We start from the raw sequence: 22,663 nt of genomic DNA, 5'->3' as shown, positions 1-22,663 counted from the left end.
TCTTACTCCAAACCAAGTACATCTAAACAATATAAAAACAGAAAAACTATGGAAGAATTATTATATAAAAAGTCCTATTATTGTAAACCAATAATAGGACTAAGAATAAGTTGTAAATCTATTCTAGGATTAATGTAAAATATGTAAACTTTTTTTAGGACGAGACATCTTTGTGGCCACTAGTCACAGACTAGCGGGAGCGGGGTCATATCCATTCTTTAGATAAAACACTATTCACAAACTCACCAAAATAATTACTCCAATTTTCAGGTTTTGTTCCAATTACATCCAATTCATGATTTTTAAGATTTTCGTTATAATCACACAAAATGTATGCAAATCTCTTTAATTCAGAATCTAATTCTAAAAAATCACCATGATAATAGTATTCAATTGATTGAAAAGAAACTATTTGTATAAGGGCCTCTCCTGTTTTATCAGATATCGAATTATCTCTCCTAATTTCAAAGGTTATAACGTCTAGCAACATAGATAACAATAAATCTATTGCTTCTGTCTTTTTATCCATTTTCTTTGTTAGAAGGTTTCTTATCTCTTTTATTTTCTCTATTACCATTTTATTCTCTACTGATTTCTTCAACGCTATTTTGTAAATCCTTTGAAATATATTGAGTTTGATTTGTTCCTTTAATTTTTGTTTTAAGTACAGTTGTAGGCGAAGTTACCTTATATTCAATCAAAATCTTATTTCCACTAGTAAGACCAACTCCACCAGGTCCAGCATCAGCACCATAAGCATCTGTATAAAAATGTTGATTTGGAGCATTATCACTCCCAGGAGTAACAAATCTCCATATTCTATCTCCAACGTTTAATACTACTTTTTGAACACCTTTTTTAAAGTTTATTGTATTTAAAACAAATTGTGCTTCCCCCCCATTTTTGCCTAAACTGTTTTTTACAAATCCTTCAGCTATTTCTCTTTTTGTTGGAGGGACTAATTTTACTGGAGGAGTTAATGGTTTTTCGGGAACCTCTATTTTAGGTAGTTTTAATTTTATTTTAGAAGTTGAAGTTGCTACTTTATCAACAACTTTCTTGTTAACCACTTTTAATGAAGGAATATCTTTTTTGTATTTTGTTTTAAAATCTACCGATCTTACTTGTAAAGTTTCAAGCGCTGCTAGTGGAAGTGACGCTACATCAACCATGTTTTTAAAACCTCGTAAGCTATGGATAAATTTTTCATCACTAGATAAATCAACTGTACTTGTCGGATTTCCGCTAAGTTCATTAATCATGTAGCCCAAATTAGATTCATTAAAGTTATCGCCAACTTCTACGGCAGCAACAAATAAATTCGCCATACCTTTAACAAACCAATTAGCGTCTTCTAAAGGAATTTGATCATTAACATTTTCTTCTTCAAGACCTTCCAACTCACGCCACGCTATAACTTTATTCCCTGCAAATTGATAAGGGGAATACCACGGATATTGTGGAGCTAGAGGATCCATCGCAAAAAACCTACCCACTCTCGGATCATTCATCCTAAATTTATAGTTTAGACTATTCCCTTCTCCTTTGATTTCGTTATCCATTTCTTGTCCTTGGAAGCCATAACGATAGTCACTACTGTTACCGTGCCTATTCGGTAGTAACATGCCAAACGGATAGTAATCATTAAATGAAAGAACGTCTGGAGTAAAGGTAGCTAAATTCTCCGTATCAATCAACTTGCGATCGGTAACTACACTCAGTACATTACCTAAATGGTTACTTAATTCATAACGCTTATCTCCTACTCTATTGATAAATATATCTGCCACTTCTGCATCTTCATCAGTAGTTTTGATACGCTTTTCTTCTAATCCTAATCGGCTGCTACCATAGATATGATGCTCTGTTAAGAATACGCCTTCTTCATTACCCACCATTCCTTCTACTGGTGCAATCCTAGCAAGGATATCTGCTCCGGCTTTAAGGTGTGTGTTAGGTTTTAAGGTGATTCCGTTTCCTGCTGTATACGTAACAACCGCTGTAGGTTCGACAACAACTTCTTCTGCCTCTGTACCTACCGTGATGATATCAACTGCCTTATAATCCTTAGCATCTGCGATATCCTCTCCTTTTTGTTCTAATTCTATTGGATTTACTTCCGGATTCTGGATTCCATCAGAGTAGGTGTCATATACCGCCATGGTATTACCTTGCGCATCTCTTACATAAAGTGTAGTCTTATTCTCTGGCATTACTGTTTTAGAAATACGATTTCCTAATCCATCATACCCAAAACTAATGGTAGTACCATCATTCTTAGTCACTTTACGTACTTTACCATCTACACGCCAGTCTATCACCAGACCTTCTGCTTTATCCTCTACTAATTGTCCAATTTCATCGTAGATATAATTATCCAAGTCCTGCCCGCTATCGATATCTTTATCATACACCGCATCGATACTTGGATCATCATATACAGAGCGTAATTGATTGGATAGTTTATACTTTTTAGTAGTAAGAGGATCTGCAGTAGCCTCTTCGTTATAATTATAGGTAAAATTATCCATCACCGTACCCGTATGATCGGTACGCATCAGCTTTTCTAAATTACCATTGTTATCATAATCGTAGGTAGTATTGTAATTTTCATTACCATCACCATCATATCCTTGCATGGATTTGATACGATTCAACTGATCATATTCATACTCATTACGTTGCAATGCTAGCATGGATTCATCATTATCAATCAAACTGGTAATCATCTGTTTAATATTACCATTATACAAGTTCTTACCCGCTGCATTACCGTTAGAAAATGCTGTAGCAGCAGTATTACCAACAGATGTATAATCGCCAGTTGTAGTAGTAGGATCTGTGATTCCATAATAGGATAATGAATATCCCATGGCATCTTTTGCTACATTAGAACCAACAGCACCATCATTACCCATATCCGCATTTGGTGATAAATTTTCTGAATTTACTCCTTTTAACCAGCCCTGTAGTGTATAGGCATAATCCATACCTTGTACCTTAGCATCACCCAATTCGGTTCTGGCCAATGGTCCATGTGCAAAATATTGGTAAGTTGCATCTTGCTCCCAGATCATATTATCATCAGAAGTCTGTACATTGATAATACGATTATCAGCATCATACGCGTACTTATGTATAAACTGATCTGGTTTTCCTTTTTGATATACTACACGCTGTACATTACCACTAATTAGATCATATTCGTACTCTATGTTTTTGATTCCAGAAATACTATTGGTAGCATCTATTGCCATTTGTTTATTATGTTGTACTACTTCTTTTACATTCCCATGAATATCGTACGCATAAAATATGGCATTATTATACTGTCTGATTAACACTCCTGGCTCTACGATATCAAAATAATAGATCCCCGTTATTCTATTTCTAGAATTATCAACTAGATTGGTGCTTTCAGTTCCTACTGTGTTAAAAATAGCTGCTGCATTAAATACAGGTGTACTATAGATAGTTCTAGTAACTTCTATCTGATTATCAGAAACGTTCTTAGGATAATTATCTGATATTCCATTAGGCACCCATGCATTATCTGCTGTAAAAACAAGTTTACCAGTACTCTCTTCAATAGCAATACTCTCTTTTGGAGTAAGTTCTCCAGCCTCTGTAATACGTCCAAGATAATCATAGGTCGTATAACTAAAGGTATTATCTTCTTTTTGCCTTGCATTTTGGGATGCAATGATTCTCCCTAAATCATCATAAGCAAAACGCGTTTCGCCTCCATCAGGAGTATACTGCCATACCAATTGATTTAGAGAATTGTATTTATACTCAGTAACTAGCCTATGCTTTGGCAATAATGTAGGATTCTCAGTTGCTCTATCCTCTAGTCTATGTGCATTGATCTGTGCATGAATACCATTAACATCCAATTCATCTTTAGTAAAACGATCAATTCCTGAAGGAGGTACGGTTTGTGTTAAATTACCTGACTGATCATAATAGTATAAGGTATATTGATATTCTTTATCAAAATAACGCATTGTAAATGCCTCACTTACATTCTCTAACGCAGCTTTTAAATAAGCTTTCTTAAACGTTAGTCTTTTAGCATCTAAGAAGTTGTTATAGCTATCTGCATTATATGTTTCACTTACATTAAGAATAAATTCTTCACAATCATTCTCTTCATCCACAACTTCTACCTCTACTGTTGGTATTACTGTAATTACAGTAGGTTGACAAGGTAGTTCGTTTTCATCTATATATCCTCCTACAAAGTCTACCCAACTATCTGCATTTTCTGCGTCTTGACCTACGTGGATAACATATTGATCAATAATAGGTCTTGTATTTAGACTACCATAATTTAGTTCTGAAGAAGCGAACTCTGCTATCGTTAAGAACTGTAAACTCTCGATAGTATCAATCTCTAATTCGTCGATATAATATTTATAATCCTGAGTGATGATGGCATATTTAATATCGCAGAAATATTCTAAAGTATATAGCTCCGGTAAGGTATATCCATTAATCCCGTTAGCTACTGTTTGTAATACTTCATAAGCATCTGTACAACTTACAGGCTCCACGGTTTGTGGAATACACGGCAGACAAGATCCAGGATCGTCTTCATCTCCTAAGGCTCTAGAGTTGAAACCAGAGTTTCTACCTAATAATGATTCGGCTATTGGCTGTATAGGTTGAGTTTCTCCACAAGATTCGACAACTCTTATACCATCAATCGTTAAATAATTTGATTTATCAGGGACAACATTCACGCTAAACTTTAATTCCGCATCTTGTTTTGTTTCATTTGCAGTAAAGCTTACGTCTGCTCTTTGCCAAGTTTGATTACCAAAACCATTAAAAGTAACTGTCGGAGCTTTTCTGACCTGTCCATTTAACGTAACTATAAAATTAGTTCGATCTCCAACTTCGGAAATAGGATGGTTTACAGTTTCATAATCAAATCCTCCGTACGCTTGATAAAATGAAACAGTATATGTTCTTCCCGCTATTATATCTATTTCCGCAAAGAAACTACCACTAATTCCTTGTATACTGCTTCCTGGAACACCAAGAAAAACTCCCCCATCTGGGCTTGCAGGGTGATCATTAATAATAACAGTATTTAAGTTAGTATTGAAGTAAGCAAGAGGTCCATATGGTGAAGGAGAAAAATCAGGAATTACATCAAGAAAAGTACTTCTTAAAGCAGTGGCAATACCTCCATTTAAAAATTCCAAACTTTGTATTGCCTCAAATGATTCATCAATTAAAATTGACGTTCCTGTACAAGGTTCTGGCTCTAAAACATCAAATAGATCACAGTCAAAATATGAACGTGAAATCCATTGTCCACTTGTGGTAAGAGGGATTCTATTTTGAGAACCAAATAATTTAATACTTATCTCTTCAATTTGATTACTACCAAAATTACGATACATAAATCGAAAATCACCATTCCCCCCCGGATTATTATCATTAAATTCTATATCTACAATTTCTTCAATGCTACTAAGTTCTGATTCTAAATTTCCTAATTTCGTAGTGAAAATATGTATGTCTTTATATTGAATTTGAGAAAATACTCCTCCTTCTCCAACGGCGTAATTCCAGGTTACTTGATTGGTATCAAAAAAATCTACATTAGTAGCAGAACAATCTACATTAGACTGATTACAGAATTCAATAGAATTAGCCTGAAAAAACTTCTGTAAAAACTCATTATATTCTGGATAACTTGCTAATGAAACATTCTGATTAAAAAAATCATTATTGAACAGTAAGGCATTCATTAAATTCACAAAATGGTAAGCTAATTCTGGCTTTAATGAAGAAGCTCCTTGTGCACAGGTTAAAAAACCATCCGGTTCACCAACATTATCATCAACTCCACAACAAGAAAAATTCAAGAGTGTTTTTGCCTCTTTAAAAATTCTACCTTCTATTTTAACTTTAGAAAAATTAGCATCTAGATAGGTTAAATTCGCAACATTAGATACTCCTGTGAAATTATTGATCGTTTCTCCTATAAACAATCCACTAATCGTATAATTAGAACCAGCAGGCAAATTACCATCTAATACATACGTAAGGTACGTTTCGGAATTTGTTTCTATATAACACGTATTACCTGCAACACGCCAATATACATTCTGACCATTTGGTATTTCGAAATATTCTGGTAAATAACTATTCTTATATTCGTTAAGATTGGTTATTTCATATTCAGAATTCCCTATATTTCCATTCTGAACTAATGCGTTCATTAATTTGATTAATGCAGCTTTAAAACGTGGTTGCTTATCACAATCATTAAAGACTGAGGTTCCCTCTGCACCCGATCCTAAATCCTGACCAACATCATTCCCCGAATTATTTATAGAACACTCTCCTATTCTAGCCTGCGTAGTACCTGATAATACAATTTCCTCAAAAGAACTAGCATTTGATCCCGGAGTCTGTACTCTTGCTAAAATTTGAAATCCAAAAGTTTCTGTACTAGCACTATAAGAATCTTCATTATAATAAATATTACTCATCCTAGTAATACGCCACTGACTATTATATCCAGTCCAGGAATAACTAGATGCATTTGTAGCAGGTATCGTTAATGTAACAGGAGTTCCATTATCAAATGCTAATGTTAATGTACTACCATTTGGTGTTCCTACCACATCAAAACTGCCTGAAGGAAGCGTACCATCTAATTCTTCAAATAAATCCTTGCTTAAATACTGGCCTTTATATTCTCTAGAAGTTGTTAAAGAAATTGGTTCTCCTTCATCATCAAGTTCCGTCGCCAATCCATTAAGATACAACTCCATGTCTCTAGCCATTGGACATATACCAGTATTAATATAATACTCGTAATTAGCCTGATTAATAGTTTCTTGCACTACATCTGCTGCATCTTGACCCGAATTATATAAATCATCTATTGGTGGAAAACGCTTTTCTTTTTCCAGATACAACTCATTTCCATTTGCATTACATAGGTTATCCGATGGTTGACTAAACAATCCATTAATTGCACTTGCTTGTGGATAATCCGAAATTACCGCTACTAATGATGCTGGCGCTTCATCAGCACCAATACAGGTATTATAAAATCCGTTATTATATGCGTATAGCGAGGATAAAACAAATTGGATCTTTTGTTTTAGCGCTAGATAATACGACCTATAGGTTTGCCATACTCTATTTTGATCAGATTCAGAGAGGTTATTTATAGCTCCAGTTAACCCACTAAATGATGAAAAATTGTTATTACAATCTGATATACTGTTACAAATCGCTGTATTATATGCAACCTGAAGCATAGACGTCCCAAAGCTATCGTAATCAGTGTTTAATGCGTGCTCCATTAAATTAACACGATTCGTGTAGCTACTACCTATCTCAAAATTTGTAATACTTTGTTTGAAATATGGATCATTATTTACCAATACGTTAGGTCCTGCGAATACATTAAACTCTAATTCTGCTTCTGCATATGTTTCTAATCCACTTATATAATTATTAAAACCATCACTATTCATTCTAAGTGAAGTACCAATATTACTTATCTCTGCACATACTCCAAAAGAATACTCTAAATAGATATATTCTGGATGATACACGATCAGCGATTCTCCCCAGGAATTCTGCCAATAACTTCTTAAGTCATCAATCTTATCAAATGCCACAAATTGAGGTTCTACATTATAGTATCCTTCTTGTTCTGTAGGTATTAAATCAAAATCTATTTGTGGATCATCTATTAGTGCAGGCTCATAAGTTCCATTTCCATTATCTTTTACCCTAATATAACTTATAAAGCCATTTTCATCATAATAATGCCCTTTATCTGATCCTAAATCCTTTTCATAATGAAAAGGGTTCCTCCAGTTTTTACCATTAGCACTAAATAAAATATTACTAGGGTTAAAAATACTAAGTGGTTCTAAATTGCCCCAAATACGTGATTCTTCTAATTGATCATCAACTTCAGCAATAAACTGCATTCCATACTGACCTGCAATACTCATGTCTTTTACTAATCCATCTTTATCATTATTACACGAAATAGAATTTTTAATTACCTCATCTTGATCGTCCGTTCCATCAGTACTAATACCATCTGTTCCAAAAGCATCTTCGCAGGCAGCTAATAACAAATCAAATTCTCTAGCAAAACGTTGTTCTAATAATTGAAGCTCCTCTGTAGTAGAAAAATCTTGATAGGCAGCAATTTGTTGACTTATATAAGCATTTCTTGCGCCATCAACTGATAGTCCCATAAGAATAGCATTAATACACTCTTCCTTATTTTCAATAGAACATCCATCTAGAGTGGCTTCTGGAGAAAATGGAGACGGATTTACATAACACTCCACATTTGTAGAATCTGTAATCCTAGCGATATAATCTTCTGTATACTCTTCTAGCTTCTCTTTATTAACTTTTAACAACTTTGCAACACCAAAAGAACCAGCTTCCATATCTTCTACTTCTTCCTCTAATAAAAATAGTGATAAACCATCTTCAGTTGTAACCGTAGTATTGATAGTATTAGGAAGTAATGTTTCCCCTACATCATTCATTACATCTAATTGAAGATCATATACGTAAGGATATGCGTTTGTTCCATTAACGCATTCATAAGAAAATCGTAATTCTGTAGCATCTAAGGCATACTCAAAGAAATAATCTGTAAGATCTGCAGCATTTACTTGTTGAGAAGTATATAACTTTGCATCTTCTAATGCTCCAAAATTACCTGTTACATAGTTCGCATTACTTTTAGGGTCTTCAAAAAGATTAAATAAAAGTTCTTCGTGTAAGACGTTGTTGGTTTCATCAAACAGCGGCACCAAACTTGTTGGACTTCCTCCTGCTAGTGCAGTAGCAATTGTTCTTCCTTGTGGATCAATATAACTAACACTTGATTGTCCATTAGGATCGATTACAATATTTTTCTTATAATGAATTTCATTACCTACATTATACCCAAAAAGTCTGTTTAATTCTTTTTGTTTCGGTTTCCCGTAGTAATAACGCATCTCATGTTTACTTCCCAACTGATGATCTGATCCAACTCCCCCTTTTCTTTTAATTCGACCCGTATTATCAGATGTATACTCTATCTGAGAAAATGGTTTCCCACTTGCTTGTGCAATACGATCCCTAAAAAGAGTTGCTATATCATTATTTCCTGAATAGTATTTACTAGCTCCAGAAGCATCAGACATCCCAATTGTTTTTACTTCATTTGGTGAAATTTTATCTTCTGTATCAAAATCTTGATAACTATACGGAGCATTCGCATCGTTTAGGTTGAAGTTTTCGTAATACCGAATTTCATTTTCATTTACAGGAACTGGTAATACCTCAACTGCTGGTCTTCCTTGTCCATCATAAATCACCTCACCAATAATTGCATGATCATCACTATTAATCTTAGTAACTGTTTGACGATTTCTTAAAGTTCCATCAAAATAACTAACTACTTCTTTCTTTTTACCTTCCTCTGCATAACTCGCTTGAAACTGCCAGTTTTTATTATTTTCATGATCCTCGGTAACCTCTACAATATATGGTGCCCAATCTCCTACTTTTTGTTTCTCATCACTACCACTACTCCATTGTCCATATTTATATTTTGTAATATCTTCCAGATATTTACCTACTGCACGCACTCTAAAGATGATATATCCTTTTGAATAAATCAGTGGTATTGAATAATTTGTTTGATCAGTTTGAATTCTTGTATTATCTAATTCAAAATCTCTTGTAGAAAAATTAATTTGTTCAGGTCGTAATTGTGTCGAAAAATCATGAGAATAATTATCAACCCAAGTCCACTCTACATCATAACTAATAGCACCAGAAACGGCTGTCCAACTTATATTTACTGCTTTAGAACTTGTTATATCCTGAGGGGTTGGTACCGAAATTTGTGGAGCATTTGTTGGATCTAAATTATAATAACGATCAGCGTCAAAACCTACCTTAAGTGATACATTTTCAGGAACTGATACATTATTTTGCTCTGCACTATCAGTATCTAAATCTTTATAGGTAGTATTAATAATTCTAATATTAGCACCATAAATATCTCTCAATAAATGTTTATTGATATTGGTTAAGCTTCCTCCTGAACCAGGAATATTATTACTTTCTACTTCTAAAACAATTGTTTTTACAGGTTCTCCCATCGGAAATAATGGAGTAACTTCTAATTCCAAAGAAAATCTAAACCAAGATGCAACGCCCAATTGTTCATTAACACTCAATGCCATATATGTCATAGCATTAACGTCAAGAATATTATCATTAGGCAATTCTGATTCTTCAAAAACTAAAGTGCCATTAGAATTGTCTATGATATCATTTAACTGAGTTGCGGTATAAACATCTTCATTCTGAGCGTAACCAATAGAACCAATGAAAAACAAAAGGAATAATAATCCGTTATGTAAAGCTTTAGTATTCATATTTTTTTATAGTGAGAATTACTATTAATTTTTTATTAATTAGATAGGTTTACTATCTGATATCCATTATATTTTTTTACAGGAGCCATGTTACTTCCTGTCTTCGATATATAATTGCTTAATTTATCGTTTACCTTATCAGACAAGTTAAGATCATGTTTAAATACTATCTCTAACCTACCAAAATCTTCCTCGGTTGTACCATCTTTTAATTTAAATGGAAGTTTTCTACTCAAGAATAAAACTTGTTTCTCGACATAATTAAGATCTTTATTGACATACAATAAAATCTTATCACTAGGGACAAATGCAGCTGATGGAATTACTGTTAATTCACAAATCCATTGCTTATCATTACTCTTCAATGAGGAACCTTCATAATATTTCAAAAAACCTTTTAAATCAATCGGAGTAGATGGTCCTATCGGAGTCTTACTATACTCAATTGCTTTATTATCGTGATCAATAATTAGACGAACTCCTGGGAATTGAATAACTTCAGAGTTTAACAAAATAAGTTTAGAATACCCTTTATCCTTAATAAAATTCCCATTATAATTTTCTGATATATTAGTTCCTGACTTTCCTCTTAACAATGTCTGTTCGATTTCTACAGTATACCTTGCTGTATTTTCATAGAAATCCATAACATTTTCTAAAATTGGTTTTAAGTCATTTTTTTCTTGACTCAATACACTTGAAGGGATCAGTACTACAATTAGAAATAATAAGTTATAAAGTCTCATTTTATTCATAACAATACGTTTACTCATTACTATTTAATTTAGAATTCCCAGATCTAGTTTCCTGAATTGTATACACACCTCTTTCTGTTTCTTTTTTAACCCTAATTAGACCGCCTTCTATATCATATTCATAAAAAGTCGAATAATTATTTTCATCTAATTCGGATTGTAATCTTTGTGTTTCTGGATCGTATACAAAAGTTTTCATATTACTATCAAAAGGATGAAATCTAATATCATCAAAATATACATTCAGATTAGTATCCTCACTTTGTAACGAAACAGTCATAAATTCTGCATTATTAGGTATTCTAAAGTCTGCAGAAATACGTTGCCATCCATCAATAATATTTCCTTTTGGTCTAAAAGTTACAGATGCACCTTCTGGCAACTCAACTCCTTCTCTGTCCGTATAGGTAATTTTTAATAATGAATTAGCATAATCCATTGCTTGATAATCAGGATTAGGAACATACGTATTAAAATCTACCGTCTCTTTAAGAATATTGGATACTCTATAATTGTTATTACTATTTATATTTACAGGTGTAACTCCATTAGCATTAAAACGATATTTGAAATTCGTTTCAAGACATACCCCTGTAGAACAACTAGTCAAACGATTAAAAGTGATTTCCATAGGACCTGTAATTTCACCTGATTCACTTACTTGGTTGACATTAACCATTGGATAACGGTAAAAAGAAATTCCCCATTCATATACATTAACAGGATTCATATAAGTAAACCCAGTATTGCCTGCTTCATCAAAAGAAAATGAGAACCCAACTGTTCTATAAAAACCACCTTGATTCTCTTTAACGGGCTGTAAATTATAAATCGTTAGGTTATCGATTCCTGTAGTCTCAATATAAGGGACTAATTCATCATAAATTCTATCCTCAGGAGAAGGGATATATACCTTTGGTACTGGAGTTTGAGTAATTATTAGATCTCTTAAATGATTTAATAGATCAATAAATTTATCATTGATTTCAGAAAAACCTTTAGTATCAGTAGCAGTAATTGTAACTCCACTTTCTTTAGCCCAACCACTAACTACATATCTGTCTCCAGGTTGTGGCCTGAATTTTTCGCAACTAAAATACTCGGGTGGAAGCTCTGGACTTATAGAAACTCGTACAGATAATCTATCTATACTTAAACAATTACCAGAGAAATCTGTTTGACTTGCATAATATATACCTCCTTCTTCTAAAGGCTCATCCGGTGATAATATTACACCATTCCCATCATACCAAACAATTCCAAATCCATAAGCAATTAAGTCACTAACTGTTCCGGTATCATTGGTATATACTGTTTGTACCGTTGGTCCTGTAGGAGCTGCTACATCTCTAACAATTACAAAAACAGGTGCTCGTTGTGCACTTTCTGCATTACCATCATTTTGACTGGCATAATAAATATTCCCATCAATTAAAATGACATTATTAGCTAAAGGCGTTCCTCCTTCTGGAGAAGCATACCAACTTGTCGAATAGGTTGGATCTGTAGGAGTAACCACTAAATCCTCTACAGTCGGATAGTCCGAAGCACAGAATATTTGCACTCCTTCTACTTCTGGAGAAATTGTTTCTATTCTTACATCTACAACCAATCTACAATCTAATCCATTATGTTCAGCATAATAAACACCTAAATGTTGTAACGGTGTTGAGATTGGTAATGGCTCTTGACTAGTTGGACTATCATACCATAATACATTATTTCCTGTAACTTCCAAATCGGCGATTGTTGCATTATCACCAATTGAGAATACTTGTATCCCCGATCCTACTGGTATACCTTCATCTAATATGACCCGTACAGGTTTACGCCCTATATATTGTGAGCTTTCTGCCCAATAAACATCTACAACCGGTAGGAATGGATTACCTAAAGCAAGAAAATCATCCTGATCAAATTCTATTCCACCTATCTCCGAACTATACCAAACAACATCCGTTGCCCCTTCTGGTGCTATCAAATCTGACACTCTAGGATAATTAATCATAGTACAGAAACTTTGCGTTTCATATACTACATCGTCAGGACATTCACTTCCGTCTCCGCTAGTTTGAGAAAACTTTATCCCATCTATTAACATATATACATAGGATGTAGAACTCGTTCGATTTGCAGATGAAGCTACAAACTCTAATCTAATCTCTTCACTATTAGCAACAAAATCTAACGTATGTTTTTGCCAGATAGGGTTTTCTGTAACTTCCATATATGAAGAATACTGTATCTGATCACCAAAAAGAACTTTCCATCTCGCTTCTTCTTTTAATTCAGAAACATCAAACCTTCCAGTAGCGTTAGATTGATAAAACTCTATACTGTAAGTTTCTCCAATTGTTAAGTTTTGTATTTCTGTATAAAATGACTCTAATTCATTCATACCAATAGCCCTTGCTATGGCACCTGCAAAAACTCCTCCATTAGGCGATGCTTTCATATTACTTGAAACACCATCGTGAGTAGAAGTATACGGAGATTTCCAAGAATCAGCAGTTCCCTTTCCATTAACCCAATTACCACAGGTAATATCATGATTATGTCCCGATGTACTTGCATCTGCAAAACACTCCTCGAAAGAACCATCTGCAAACGTGCTTAAAATATTACAATTGTCAATTGTATTAAATCTCACTAAAACTTTTAGTCTACATGAACTTTCTCCTGTTGCAGCATAATAATATGTATTCGGTATTAAAGAAGTGGTATTAGTTAAAGGTATTTCACCATTTTCGGAGAGATACCATTGAATATTATCTCCCATAACTTGTAAATCCGCAACTGTAGGAGAATCTACTTCATCAAAAATCTGAACCGTATCTCCAGTAGGTATTTGATCATCAAGAATTACGTTTACAGGAATTCTCGGTAAGGAAGAGTTATCATTAGATTCTGCCCAGTAAATTCCAGATTCTGGAATTACATATTCTGGTAATATTAATGCCTTATCTAGTGCTGTTAAATGCCAAGAGGCAGTATCATCTGCAAATGGTGATTGCAAATCTCCAATAGTTATATCTCCATTTAAGATACAAAAACGTTGTTCTGTTATATCGTCATTACAATCTTCTCCGTTTTTCGTTAGTTTGATACCATCTATTAAGAGGTTGTAATAAAATACATTTTCAACTACATTAATTAAAGAACCAAAAGAAACAAAGTTTAATTCTTGTTCTGTTTCAGTAGGAACAAAAGTAATTTCCTGTTTTTCCCAAACCGGAGCAATAGAAATTTCTGAAATTGATTGAATAGGAATTAGGCTACTATTTTTTACCTCATTTCCAAAAAATACTTGCCATTGCGCTAAAACATTTTCAATGTTTGGCACTGTAGTATTTCCGAAAGTATCAAAACCTCCTCCTTGAGATTGATAAAAACTAACGGTATACGTTGCTCCTATTTCTAAATTACTCAAGGTAGTTTTAAATCCTTGACTTTTAATAACATTAGATGCTCCTCTACCGTGAGTTACTAATGCTGATGCAAAAATACCTCCATCAGGAGATTGTCTTACCTCCGAAGTCATTACTGGATCTAAAGAACTTCCAGAATCACTTAAATCTACAATCCAAGTACTTGGTATCGTGTTAGGGTCAATTCCAACAGGTTCCCAATTACTACAACTTATATTATTATTAAATCCTGACTGCAATGTAGATCCAGCAACCAATGCACAATCCTGAAAACTTCCATCTACAACTCCTTCTAATAGATCGCAATCTCCATCACCAGATGTATTGATCGTTACTAAAACTTGTAACCTACAACTATTACTTCCTTCTGCTGCGTAATAAAATGTATTATTAATTAGTGTAGTGCTATTCGTTAAAGGCGTTTGTCCTTCTTCAGAAAGATACCACTGTATATTAGAACCGACAACTTGTAAATCAGCTACCGTCGGATTATCAACTGCATTAAAAGCTTGGTTATCAAGCCCAGTAGGAGTTCCGCTGTCTAAAATCACCTTCACTCCAACACGTGCAAGCAAAGGATCATTGTTAGAACTTGCCCAGTAGATATAATCATTAACTAATGGTTCTTCCGGTAAAAATGCTGCATCACTATTTTCGCCATCAAACCAAGTTACTGTAGTACCCGATATAGGAGATATCAAATCACCTACGGTTACAGGTATTTCACTCTCTTCACAAAAACGTTGTTCGGTAATATTATTATTACAATCGCCATCAACTCTGGAAACCTTTATACCATCAATTAAAAGATGAAATGATGCTCCTTCTACAAATATCGCTTCATCTGGGTAACTTACAGATGGCGTGAAACTAATAACTTGTTCCGATGTAGTTGCTGTAAATCGTAACTCAACTTTTTCCCAAGGAATTGATTCCGTAATATCTGAAATAGGGCGAATATTTAATGAGCTACCAAATTTTACTTCATTTCCAAAACTCACTTGCCATTTAGGATCTGAAAAAACTGCTATTCCATTTGGGTCGTCAAAACTACCACCATTGGATTGATAAAAACTAACTATATATTCTACTCCAATTGATAAACCATTCACCGTAGTTTTAATACCTTCTCCATTTACTAAACGTCTTTGGATTTCTAAGAAAGACGATGTGAACACTCCTCCATCAGGTGAAGTAGAGATATGTTGACTAAACTGAGACTCTGTAGTATTCGAACTATTCCCATCAACAACCCAAGTACTAACAGAGCTCTGAATCAAAGGATTTAAAGGGAAATTCCCTGTTAAATCCCAGTTACTGCAATCAATAGTTCTATTAAAATTTTCTTCCGAAATAGGGTTCGCTACAGCTAAACAATTTTCAAAACTTCCATCGGCAATACCTTCTAATATATCACAGTCTTCATTTCCAGATGTGTTTACAGTAACAACAACCTGTAGTCTACAAAGACCATTATTCTCCGAAGCATAATACGAAGTATTGTTAGTTAATGGAGTAGCACTAGATAACGGAGAACCTTCTAATTCAGAGAGATACCATTGAATATTAGAACCAGTAGCTTGTAAATCATTCACCGTAGGGTTATCATCAGCATTAAAAACCTGAGTGGATGGAGCTGTTGGAAATTCATTCTCTAAAATTACCCGTACTCCAACGCGTGGCAATAGTGGATCATTATTAGAACGTGCCCAATATACTGTATTATCTGTTAATACCGTTGGTGGAAGCAACGCTGCATCACTATTTTCCCCATCAAACCAAGTTATGGTGGTACCTAATATAGGAGTTACTAAGTCACCAATAGTAGGTAAGGTTTCATACTCACCACAAAAACGTTGTTCTGTAATAGAATCATCACAACCATCTATCTTATTTACCGTTATACCATCTAATAATAAATGTACTAAAACTCCATTATCTACTGAATTATGTGAAGGAACAACAGGTACAAAATTTAATTTCAGAAAGGTATCCGGTGCTGTAAATCTAATTTTAACCAAATCCCAATTTGGTCTTTCAGAAGTATTTCCTGCTATTCCTCCTTTAACCAACATTGCAGGAGAAACTTGTGAATTTCCTAATCCATCTGCCCAAGAAACTCTCCAAGAAGCTTCAAATTCAGTAGTTGCACCATAAAACCCACCATTTGATTGATAAAATGAGATTTCATATTCGGCACCTATCTCAAGCACTTCTAACTCCTTTTCTAATGCATTAATTATTATTGATGGAAATGAACTTTGTGGCTGGTAGACCCTGCAAGAAGCAAATACACCTCCTTCTGGAGACGGTTGTATTAAACTTGTAATCTCTCCTAAATTATCTTCATTATTTGGATCAATTTTCCAAGTATAAATAAGGTTCCCTGGAGTGTCAAAATCACTACAACTAAGGTCATTATTTTGTATAGTTGTTCCTATTATACCTGCACTTGTAGAACAACTTTCAAAACTTCCATCTACAACATCTTCTAAAACATCACAACCATCCGGATCTGTAACTCCTAAAGCTAAAGTGATTTTATTTCTAGTCAATGTTAATCCTTCTACTACACTATTCGTTGCTGTAAAATAGTATTCTCCTAGATCAGCAGATGTTATATTATCAATAGTAATTTGTGGTAACGTAGTTTCTACCAGTACATCTTCTCCTTTATACCAAGTATATGTATTATTTGGACTTGTTAATTGAGTAGTCGATAAAGTAACAGAACCTCCTATTTGTACTTCTATGGTTTCTTCCTGATCTACTTTTGATTGTCTGTTATATTGATAATTTGAAACATTAGACTGGTATGATACATGTTCATTTTCGAAATCTGAAAAAACAAAATTGTTATCTATAAAATAAAAGAAATCGAAATTTGATAATTGAGCAATATCAGAGGGGATTACTCCAGATAAATTATTTCTTTCAACCGTTATAGCCCGAAGAACATCAATATTACTCAATTCCGAAGGTATAGAACCTGTTAATTCATTATTACCAAGTCCTAGAGCATCTAGCTGGCCTAATTGTCCTAGTTCATTTGGTATAAACCCAGTAAGTTGATTCGAACTTAAATTTAACTGTACAAGTTGAGATAACTGCCCTAACTCCGGAGGAATAGTACCTGTAAGTTGATTCCCAAATAATCTCAAAAATCCTAAATTACTTAACTGTCCTAACTCTAGAGGAATTGTACCCGTTATTTGATTTCTAAACAAATCAAGCTGTTTCAAATTACTTAAACTACCTAATTGAGTAGGAATTGTTCCTGTTAGTGCATTTGTATCTAAACTTAAATTTTCTAAATTAGAAAGATTTGCTAATTCAATAGGGATTTCTCCAGACAAACTATTTTGTCTAAGTGATAAAACTTTTAATTCATTTAACTGACCTAATTCTTTAGGAATGTTTCCTGTTAATTGAGATTGACTGCGAAATTGTAAACTAATAAGATTTGATAAAAGAACAATCTTTTCTCCAGGTATTTCTCCAACGAGATTATTTTCAAACAGAAAACGTAACTCAGTTACGGTTCCATTTTCCACCGTTACACCATACCAATCACAAACCGGTGTATCTGTTAACCAATTTTCTTTTCTAACCCAGTCATTACCTCCAGTTGCATTAAAGAAATCAATTAAAGCTTGTTTTTCCGATTCAGAAACACCACACGTATCTTCACTTATGGTTAATGTAATTGGATTACGTTCTAAAATAAGATCTGTAACAATATTATTAGTTGCTGTAAAATGATATATTCCTGCATCAGTATCAGTTGCGTTAGTAATTACAAAATCTTTAGAAGTTGCTCCTGTAATAGCTGTTCCATCTTTAAACCATTGGTAACTATTATTTGTACTTGTAAGTGCTGTACTTGTTAAAGTGATCGTACCATTTAATGGAACAGATCGTGTTTCTTCTTGATCCACTTTTGCTTGTAACAAATAATTAAATGTAGTCAAATTACTTTGATACGTCTGAAAATCAGTTTCGAAATCACTGAATACAAAGTTATTTTGCTGGAGACCTAAGACATTAAGAATATCTGAGTCTGTCAATGTCCCAAATTCGGATGGAATCTTCCCTGACAAATTGTTTTGAGCTATTCCTAGATGATTCAAGTTTGGTAATTGACCAAAAGAAGCAGGAATGCTACCAGTTATATTATTAGTAGTTATATCAAGAAACTTTAATGTAGAAATTGTTGCTAATGACAAAGGGATTTCTCCTGTTAAGGCATTTCTAGTTAAACTAATTGTCTCTAACCCTGGAATATTTGAAAGTTCGGAAGGAATTTCTCCTTCCAAACTATTCCAAAATAATCTCAAATTAATAAGATTAGTTAAGTTTCCTAACTCAGTTGGAATATTACCGCTTAATCTATTATTCCCTAAATTAAATTCTTGTAATGACGATAAGTTCCCAAAAGAAGTAGGGATTTCTCCAGTTATTCTATTTCTTTCTAAATGAAGTACTTCTAAGCTAGAAAGATTACCCAACTCAGATGGCAATGGACCTTCTAAAGTATTAATATATAATCTTAACTGCTTTAATTTAGTCAAATTTCCGATGGAAGCTGGAATCGTTCCAGAAAGTTGACTTTCATGAAGATGCATAGCTTCTAAATTTTCCAGATTTCCAAACTCACTCGGAATCGAACCTGTTAATCCATTACGATATAAACTTAAAGTAACCAAATTAGTAAGGTTACCAAGTGAAGCTGGTATTTCTCCGGTTAATTGATTAGATCCTAGATGTAGAAATGTAAGATTACTCATATCCCCAATAGAGCTAGGTATAGTTCCTGTAAGTGAATTCCTTTCGAAAGTGACACTTTCTAGGTGAATTAAATCACTGAAGTTATTAGGTAACGGTCCAGCAACATCGTTTAGAGCTAAAGTAAGTTTTGTTACTTTTCCATTACTCACCGTTACCCCAAACCAATCACACACTGGTTCATCAGTTAACCAATTAGTATTATTTCTCCAATTAACACCATTTGTACTATTATACAAATCAATTAATGCTTGTTTCTCTGATTCAGACACACCACACCCTACTTCAATGGTAATAGGGTTACGAACAAGAGTAAGATCAGTAATAATACTATTAGAAGCAGTAAAATGATATACACCAGCATCATTATCAGAAACATTGTTGATTACCAAATCTTTAGTAGTCGCACCTGGTATAGCCACATTATTTTTAAACCATTGATAAGTGTTATTAGAACTAGTAAGATTATTTGTGGATAGTGTAATACTTTCTCCAATTGTAGCAGAAATAGTTTCTATTTCATCAACTTTTGATTGTTCTAAATATGAAAAAGTGGTTAAGTTATTTTTGTAAACATTATAATCCGATTCAAAATCTACAAAAACCAACTCATTTCTAGATAATTGAAAGTTTTTAAAAACTCCATTGGAAGCAGAAGTGGCGAATCCCGATGGTATTTTACCATTAATTTGATTAGCTTGAATCCCAAAAATTTCTAAATTTGGCAAATCTGCCAAAGTATCAGGGATAGGTCCCTCTATTTGATTGCTAGACAAATAAAGTGTTTTTAGATTTGTTAAATTCCCTAATCCAACAGGTATTTGTCCTGATATTTGGTTACTTTCAATAGATAAAAAAGTAAGATTAGCTAAATTAGCTAACTCATTTGGTATTGGACCAGAAAGATTATTTCGGAATAAATTTATATTTATTAAACTAGACATATTCCCTATAGAAGATGGTATTGATCCGGTTAGATTATTAGAGTTTAAACCTAAACCTTCTAAATTTATAAGGTTTCCTAATTCGGAAGGAATTGAGCCTGATAAACCATTTCTTCCTAAATTTAAACCTGTAAGGTTAACTAAGTCCCCTAATTCATTAGGAATCGTTCCAATTAATTGATTCTGAAATAAATTTAAGCCTGTAAGGTTAACTAAATTACCTAATTCGGGTGGTATTGAGCCTGTAAGTTGATTCTCTCCTAGTGATAAACTAACTAAATTAGTAAGGTTAGCCAACTCTACTGGAATTGAACCTGTAATTTTATTTCTATATAAATTTAAACCTGTTAGATTTATCATATTCCCTAATTCTGGCGGAATAGGATCAGAAAGATTATTAGAACTAATATCTAGCGTATTAATTTTAGTTAAATTGACAATACTTATCGGTATCGCTCCAGTTAAACCATTACGAGATAATGCCAACGTCACTAAATTTGTAAGATTTCCTATAGAAGAAGGAATAGATCCAGTAAGTTGATTTTGAAAGAGATTTAGTCCTGTAAGATTAACTAAATTCCCTAATTCTGGTGGTATCGATCCTGTTAATGCATTTTCTCCTAAGGATAAACTCACCAGATTCGTTAAATTCCCCAGTGAAGCTGGGATACTGCCAGTAATTCGATTCCTATATAAATTAACGCCTCTTAAGTTCAACAGATTACCTAATTCAGCTGGTAAAGGTTCTGTTAATAGATTAGAGCTTAAATCAATAGATTCTAATTGTGTTAAATTGCCAATAGTAGAAGGAATTCCACCTGTTAAACCAACACTTCTAGTAATAGTTAATGATTTTAAATAAATTAAATCTCCAATAGAATTAGGTAATGGTCCAGAAACTCCTCCTCCAAAAAGATATAATCCAGTTACCTTATTATCTTCTACTGTAACACCTGTCCAATCACAAACAGGAGTATCACTCAACCAATTATTATTACTAGTCCAATTGGGCCCGTTTGTGCTATTATATAAATCAACTAATGCTTGTTTTTCTGCTTCAGAAACTCCACAAGTATTTACTGCCGGTATAACTGTTAATGTAATTGGATTACGTGTAAGAATAAGATCTGTTACTATACTATTCGTTGCTATAAAATGATAGGCTCCTTCATCTGCGTCAGTAGCATCATTAATAACTAAATCTTTACTAGTAGCACCTGGGATAATAATATTATTTTTATACCATTGATAACTGTTATTTGGGCTCGCTAGTGCGGCACTCGATAAGGTAATCGATCCATTGACTACTACAGATACAGTTTGTGATTCATCTACTTTTGTTTGGGGAGAGTACTGCAACATCATAAAATTCTCCACATAAAACGGAAAATTCACCTCAAAATCTTTAAAAACAAAAGCATTACCATCAATTGCAAAAGTTAAACCATAAAAATCAGTTGGAGAAATTGGATTTACAAAAGGTATTGAACCTTCAAAATTATTATTAGAAATTGAAAAATTCCCCAAATATGGTAAATCACCATTTCCAAAGGGAATAACTCCAGAAAGATTATTATCATTTACTATTAACCCTCTTAATTCACCTAAATTAGCAATTGAACTCGGAATAGATCCTGTTAGCGAATTAAAAGACAAATTCAATGAAGACAAATTATTTAAATTACCAATAGAAGCAGGTATATCACCATTTAATTCATTTCCATTTAAAATCAAACTACTTAAAGATGTCACATTTCCAATAGTATCCGGAATAATTCCAGTCAATCCATTATTTGATAAATTAAAACTACGAAGATTTATTAAGTTAGAAATTGAACTAGGAATGGATCCTGTAAGCATATTGAAAGCTAAAAGCAATGAATCTAAATTACCTAAATTACCAATAGAAGAAGGTATTGATCCAGTTAGCACATTTCGCGACATACTAAAATCTCTAAGATTTATTAGATCTCCTATAGATGGAGGTAAATTTCCGGTTAAGTTATTATTAGGTAAAAACAACTTTGTTAACGAACCATTTTCCACCACAACTCCAAACCAATCGCTAACCAACGAGGTAGGATCATTAATCAACCAAGGTTTATTTCCTGAAACCGTATTCGTCCAATTATCACCGTCCGTACTATTGTATAAATCAATTAATGCCTGGCGCTCTTCGGGAGATACCTGAGCGGTTACTACACCAATATTAAATAATAATACCAGTAATACTATTAGTCGTTGACCAATACTCTTAGTATTTATATTTTTTTTAAAAAATTTCATCCTTTATCTGATATAAT

At 33.5% G+C, this 22,663-nt stretch carries 4 protein-coding genes; all 4 read right to left on the bottom strand.

All coding sequences use genetic code 11. From position 1 onward, the window contains the following. Nucleotides 1-205: 205 nt before the first annotated feature. From BMY33_RS01035 to BMY33_RS01020, 4 genes are read right to left on the bottom strand one after another with little or no spacing between them, the layout of a single operon-like run. Entirely contained in the window at nt 206-601 is a 396-nt protein-coding gene (locus BMY33_RS01035) for a hypothetical protein (protein ID WP_091404296.1), read from the bottom strand. After that, entirely contained in the window at nt 579-10,448 is a 9,870-nt protein-coding gene (locus BMY33_RS01030) for an RHS repeat-associated core domain-containing protein (protein WP_091404293.1), read from the bottom strand. Before BMY33_RS01030 ends, BMY33_RS01035 begins: the two co-directional genes overlap by 23 nt. 35 nt (nt 10,449-10,483) lie before the next feature. Next, nucleotides 10,484-11,221 carry a LolA3 family protein gene (locus BMY33_RS01025; RefSeq protein ID WP_091404290.1) on the bottom strand — a complete coding sequence of 246 codons (738 nt, stop codon included), beginning with the start codon at nt 11,219-11,221 and terminating at the stop codon, nt 10,484-10,486. Then, nucleotides 11,214-22,646 (bottom strand): leucine-rich repeat domain-containing protein, encoded by an 11,433-nt coding sequence (locus BMY33_RS01020; protein ID WP_091404287.1) that lies wholly within the window; start codon nt 22,644-22,646, stop codon nt 11,214-11,216. Before BMY33_RS01020 ends, BMY33_RS01025 begins: the two co-directional genes overlap by 8 nt. Nucleotides 22,647-22,663: the final 17 nt, after the last annotated feature.

The organism is Aquimarina amphilecti (assembly GCF_900109375.1).
GTDB classification, from domain to species: Bacteria; Bacteroidota; Bacteroidia; order Flavobacteriales; family Flavobacteriaceae; genus Aquimarina; species Aquimarina amphilecti.
This window is presented reverse-complemented; position numbering and strand designations above follow the sequence as displayed.

What these genes read in the sequence shown, in the direction of transcription:
- BMY33_RS01030 (WP_091404293.1), bottom strand. Translation starts at nt 10,448, where the DNA reads ATGAATACTAAAGCTTTACATAACGGATTATTATTCCTTTTGTTTTTC.
- BMY33_RS01020 (WP_091404287.1), bottom strand. Translation starts at nt 22,646, where the DNA reads ATGAAATTTTTTAAAAAAAATATAAATACTAAGAGTATTGGTCAACGA.
- BMY33_RS01025 (WP_091404290.1), bottom strand. Translation starts at nt 11,221, where the DNA reads ATGAGTAAACGTATTGTTATGAATAAAATGAGACTTTATAACTTATTA.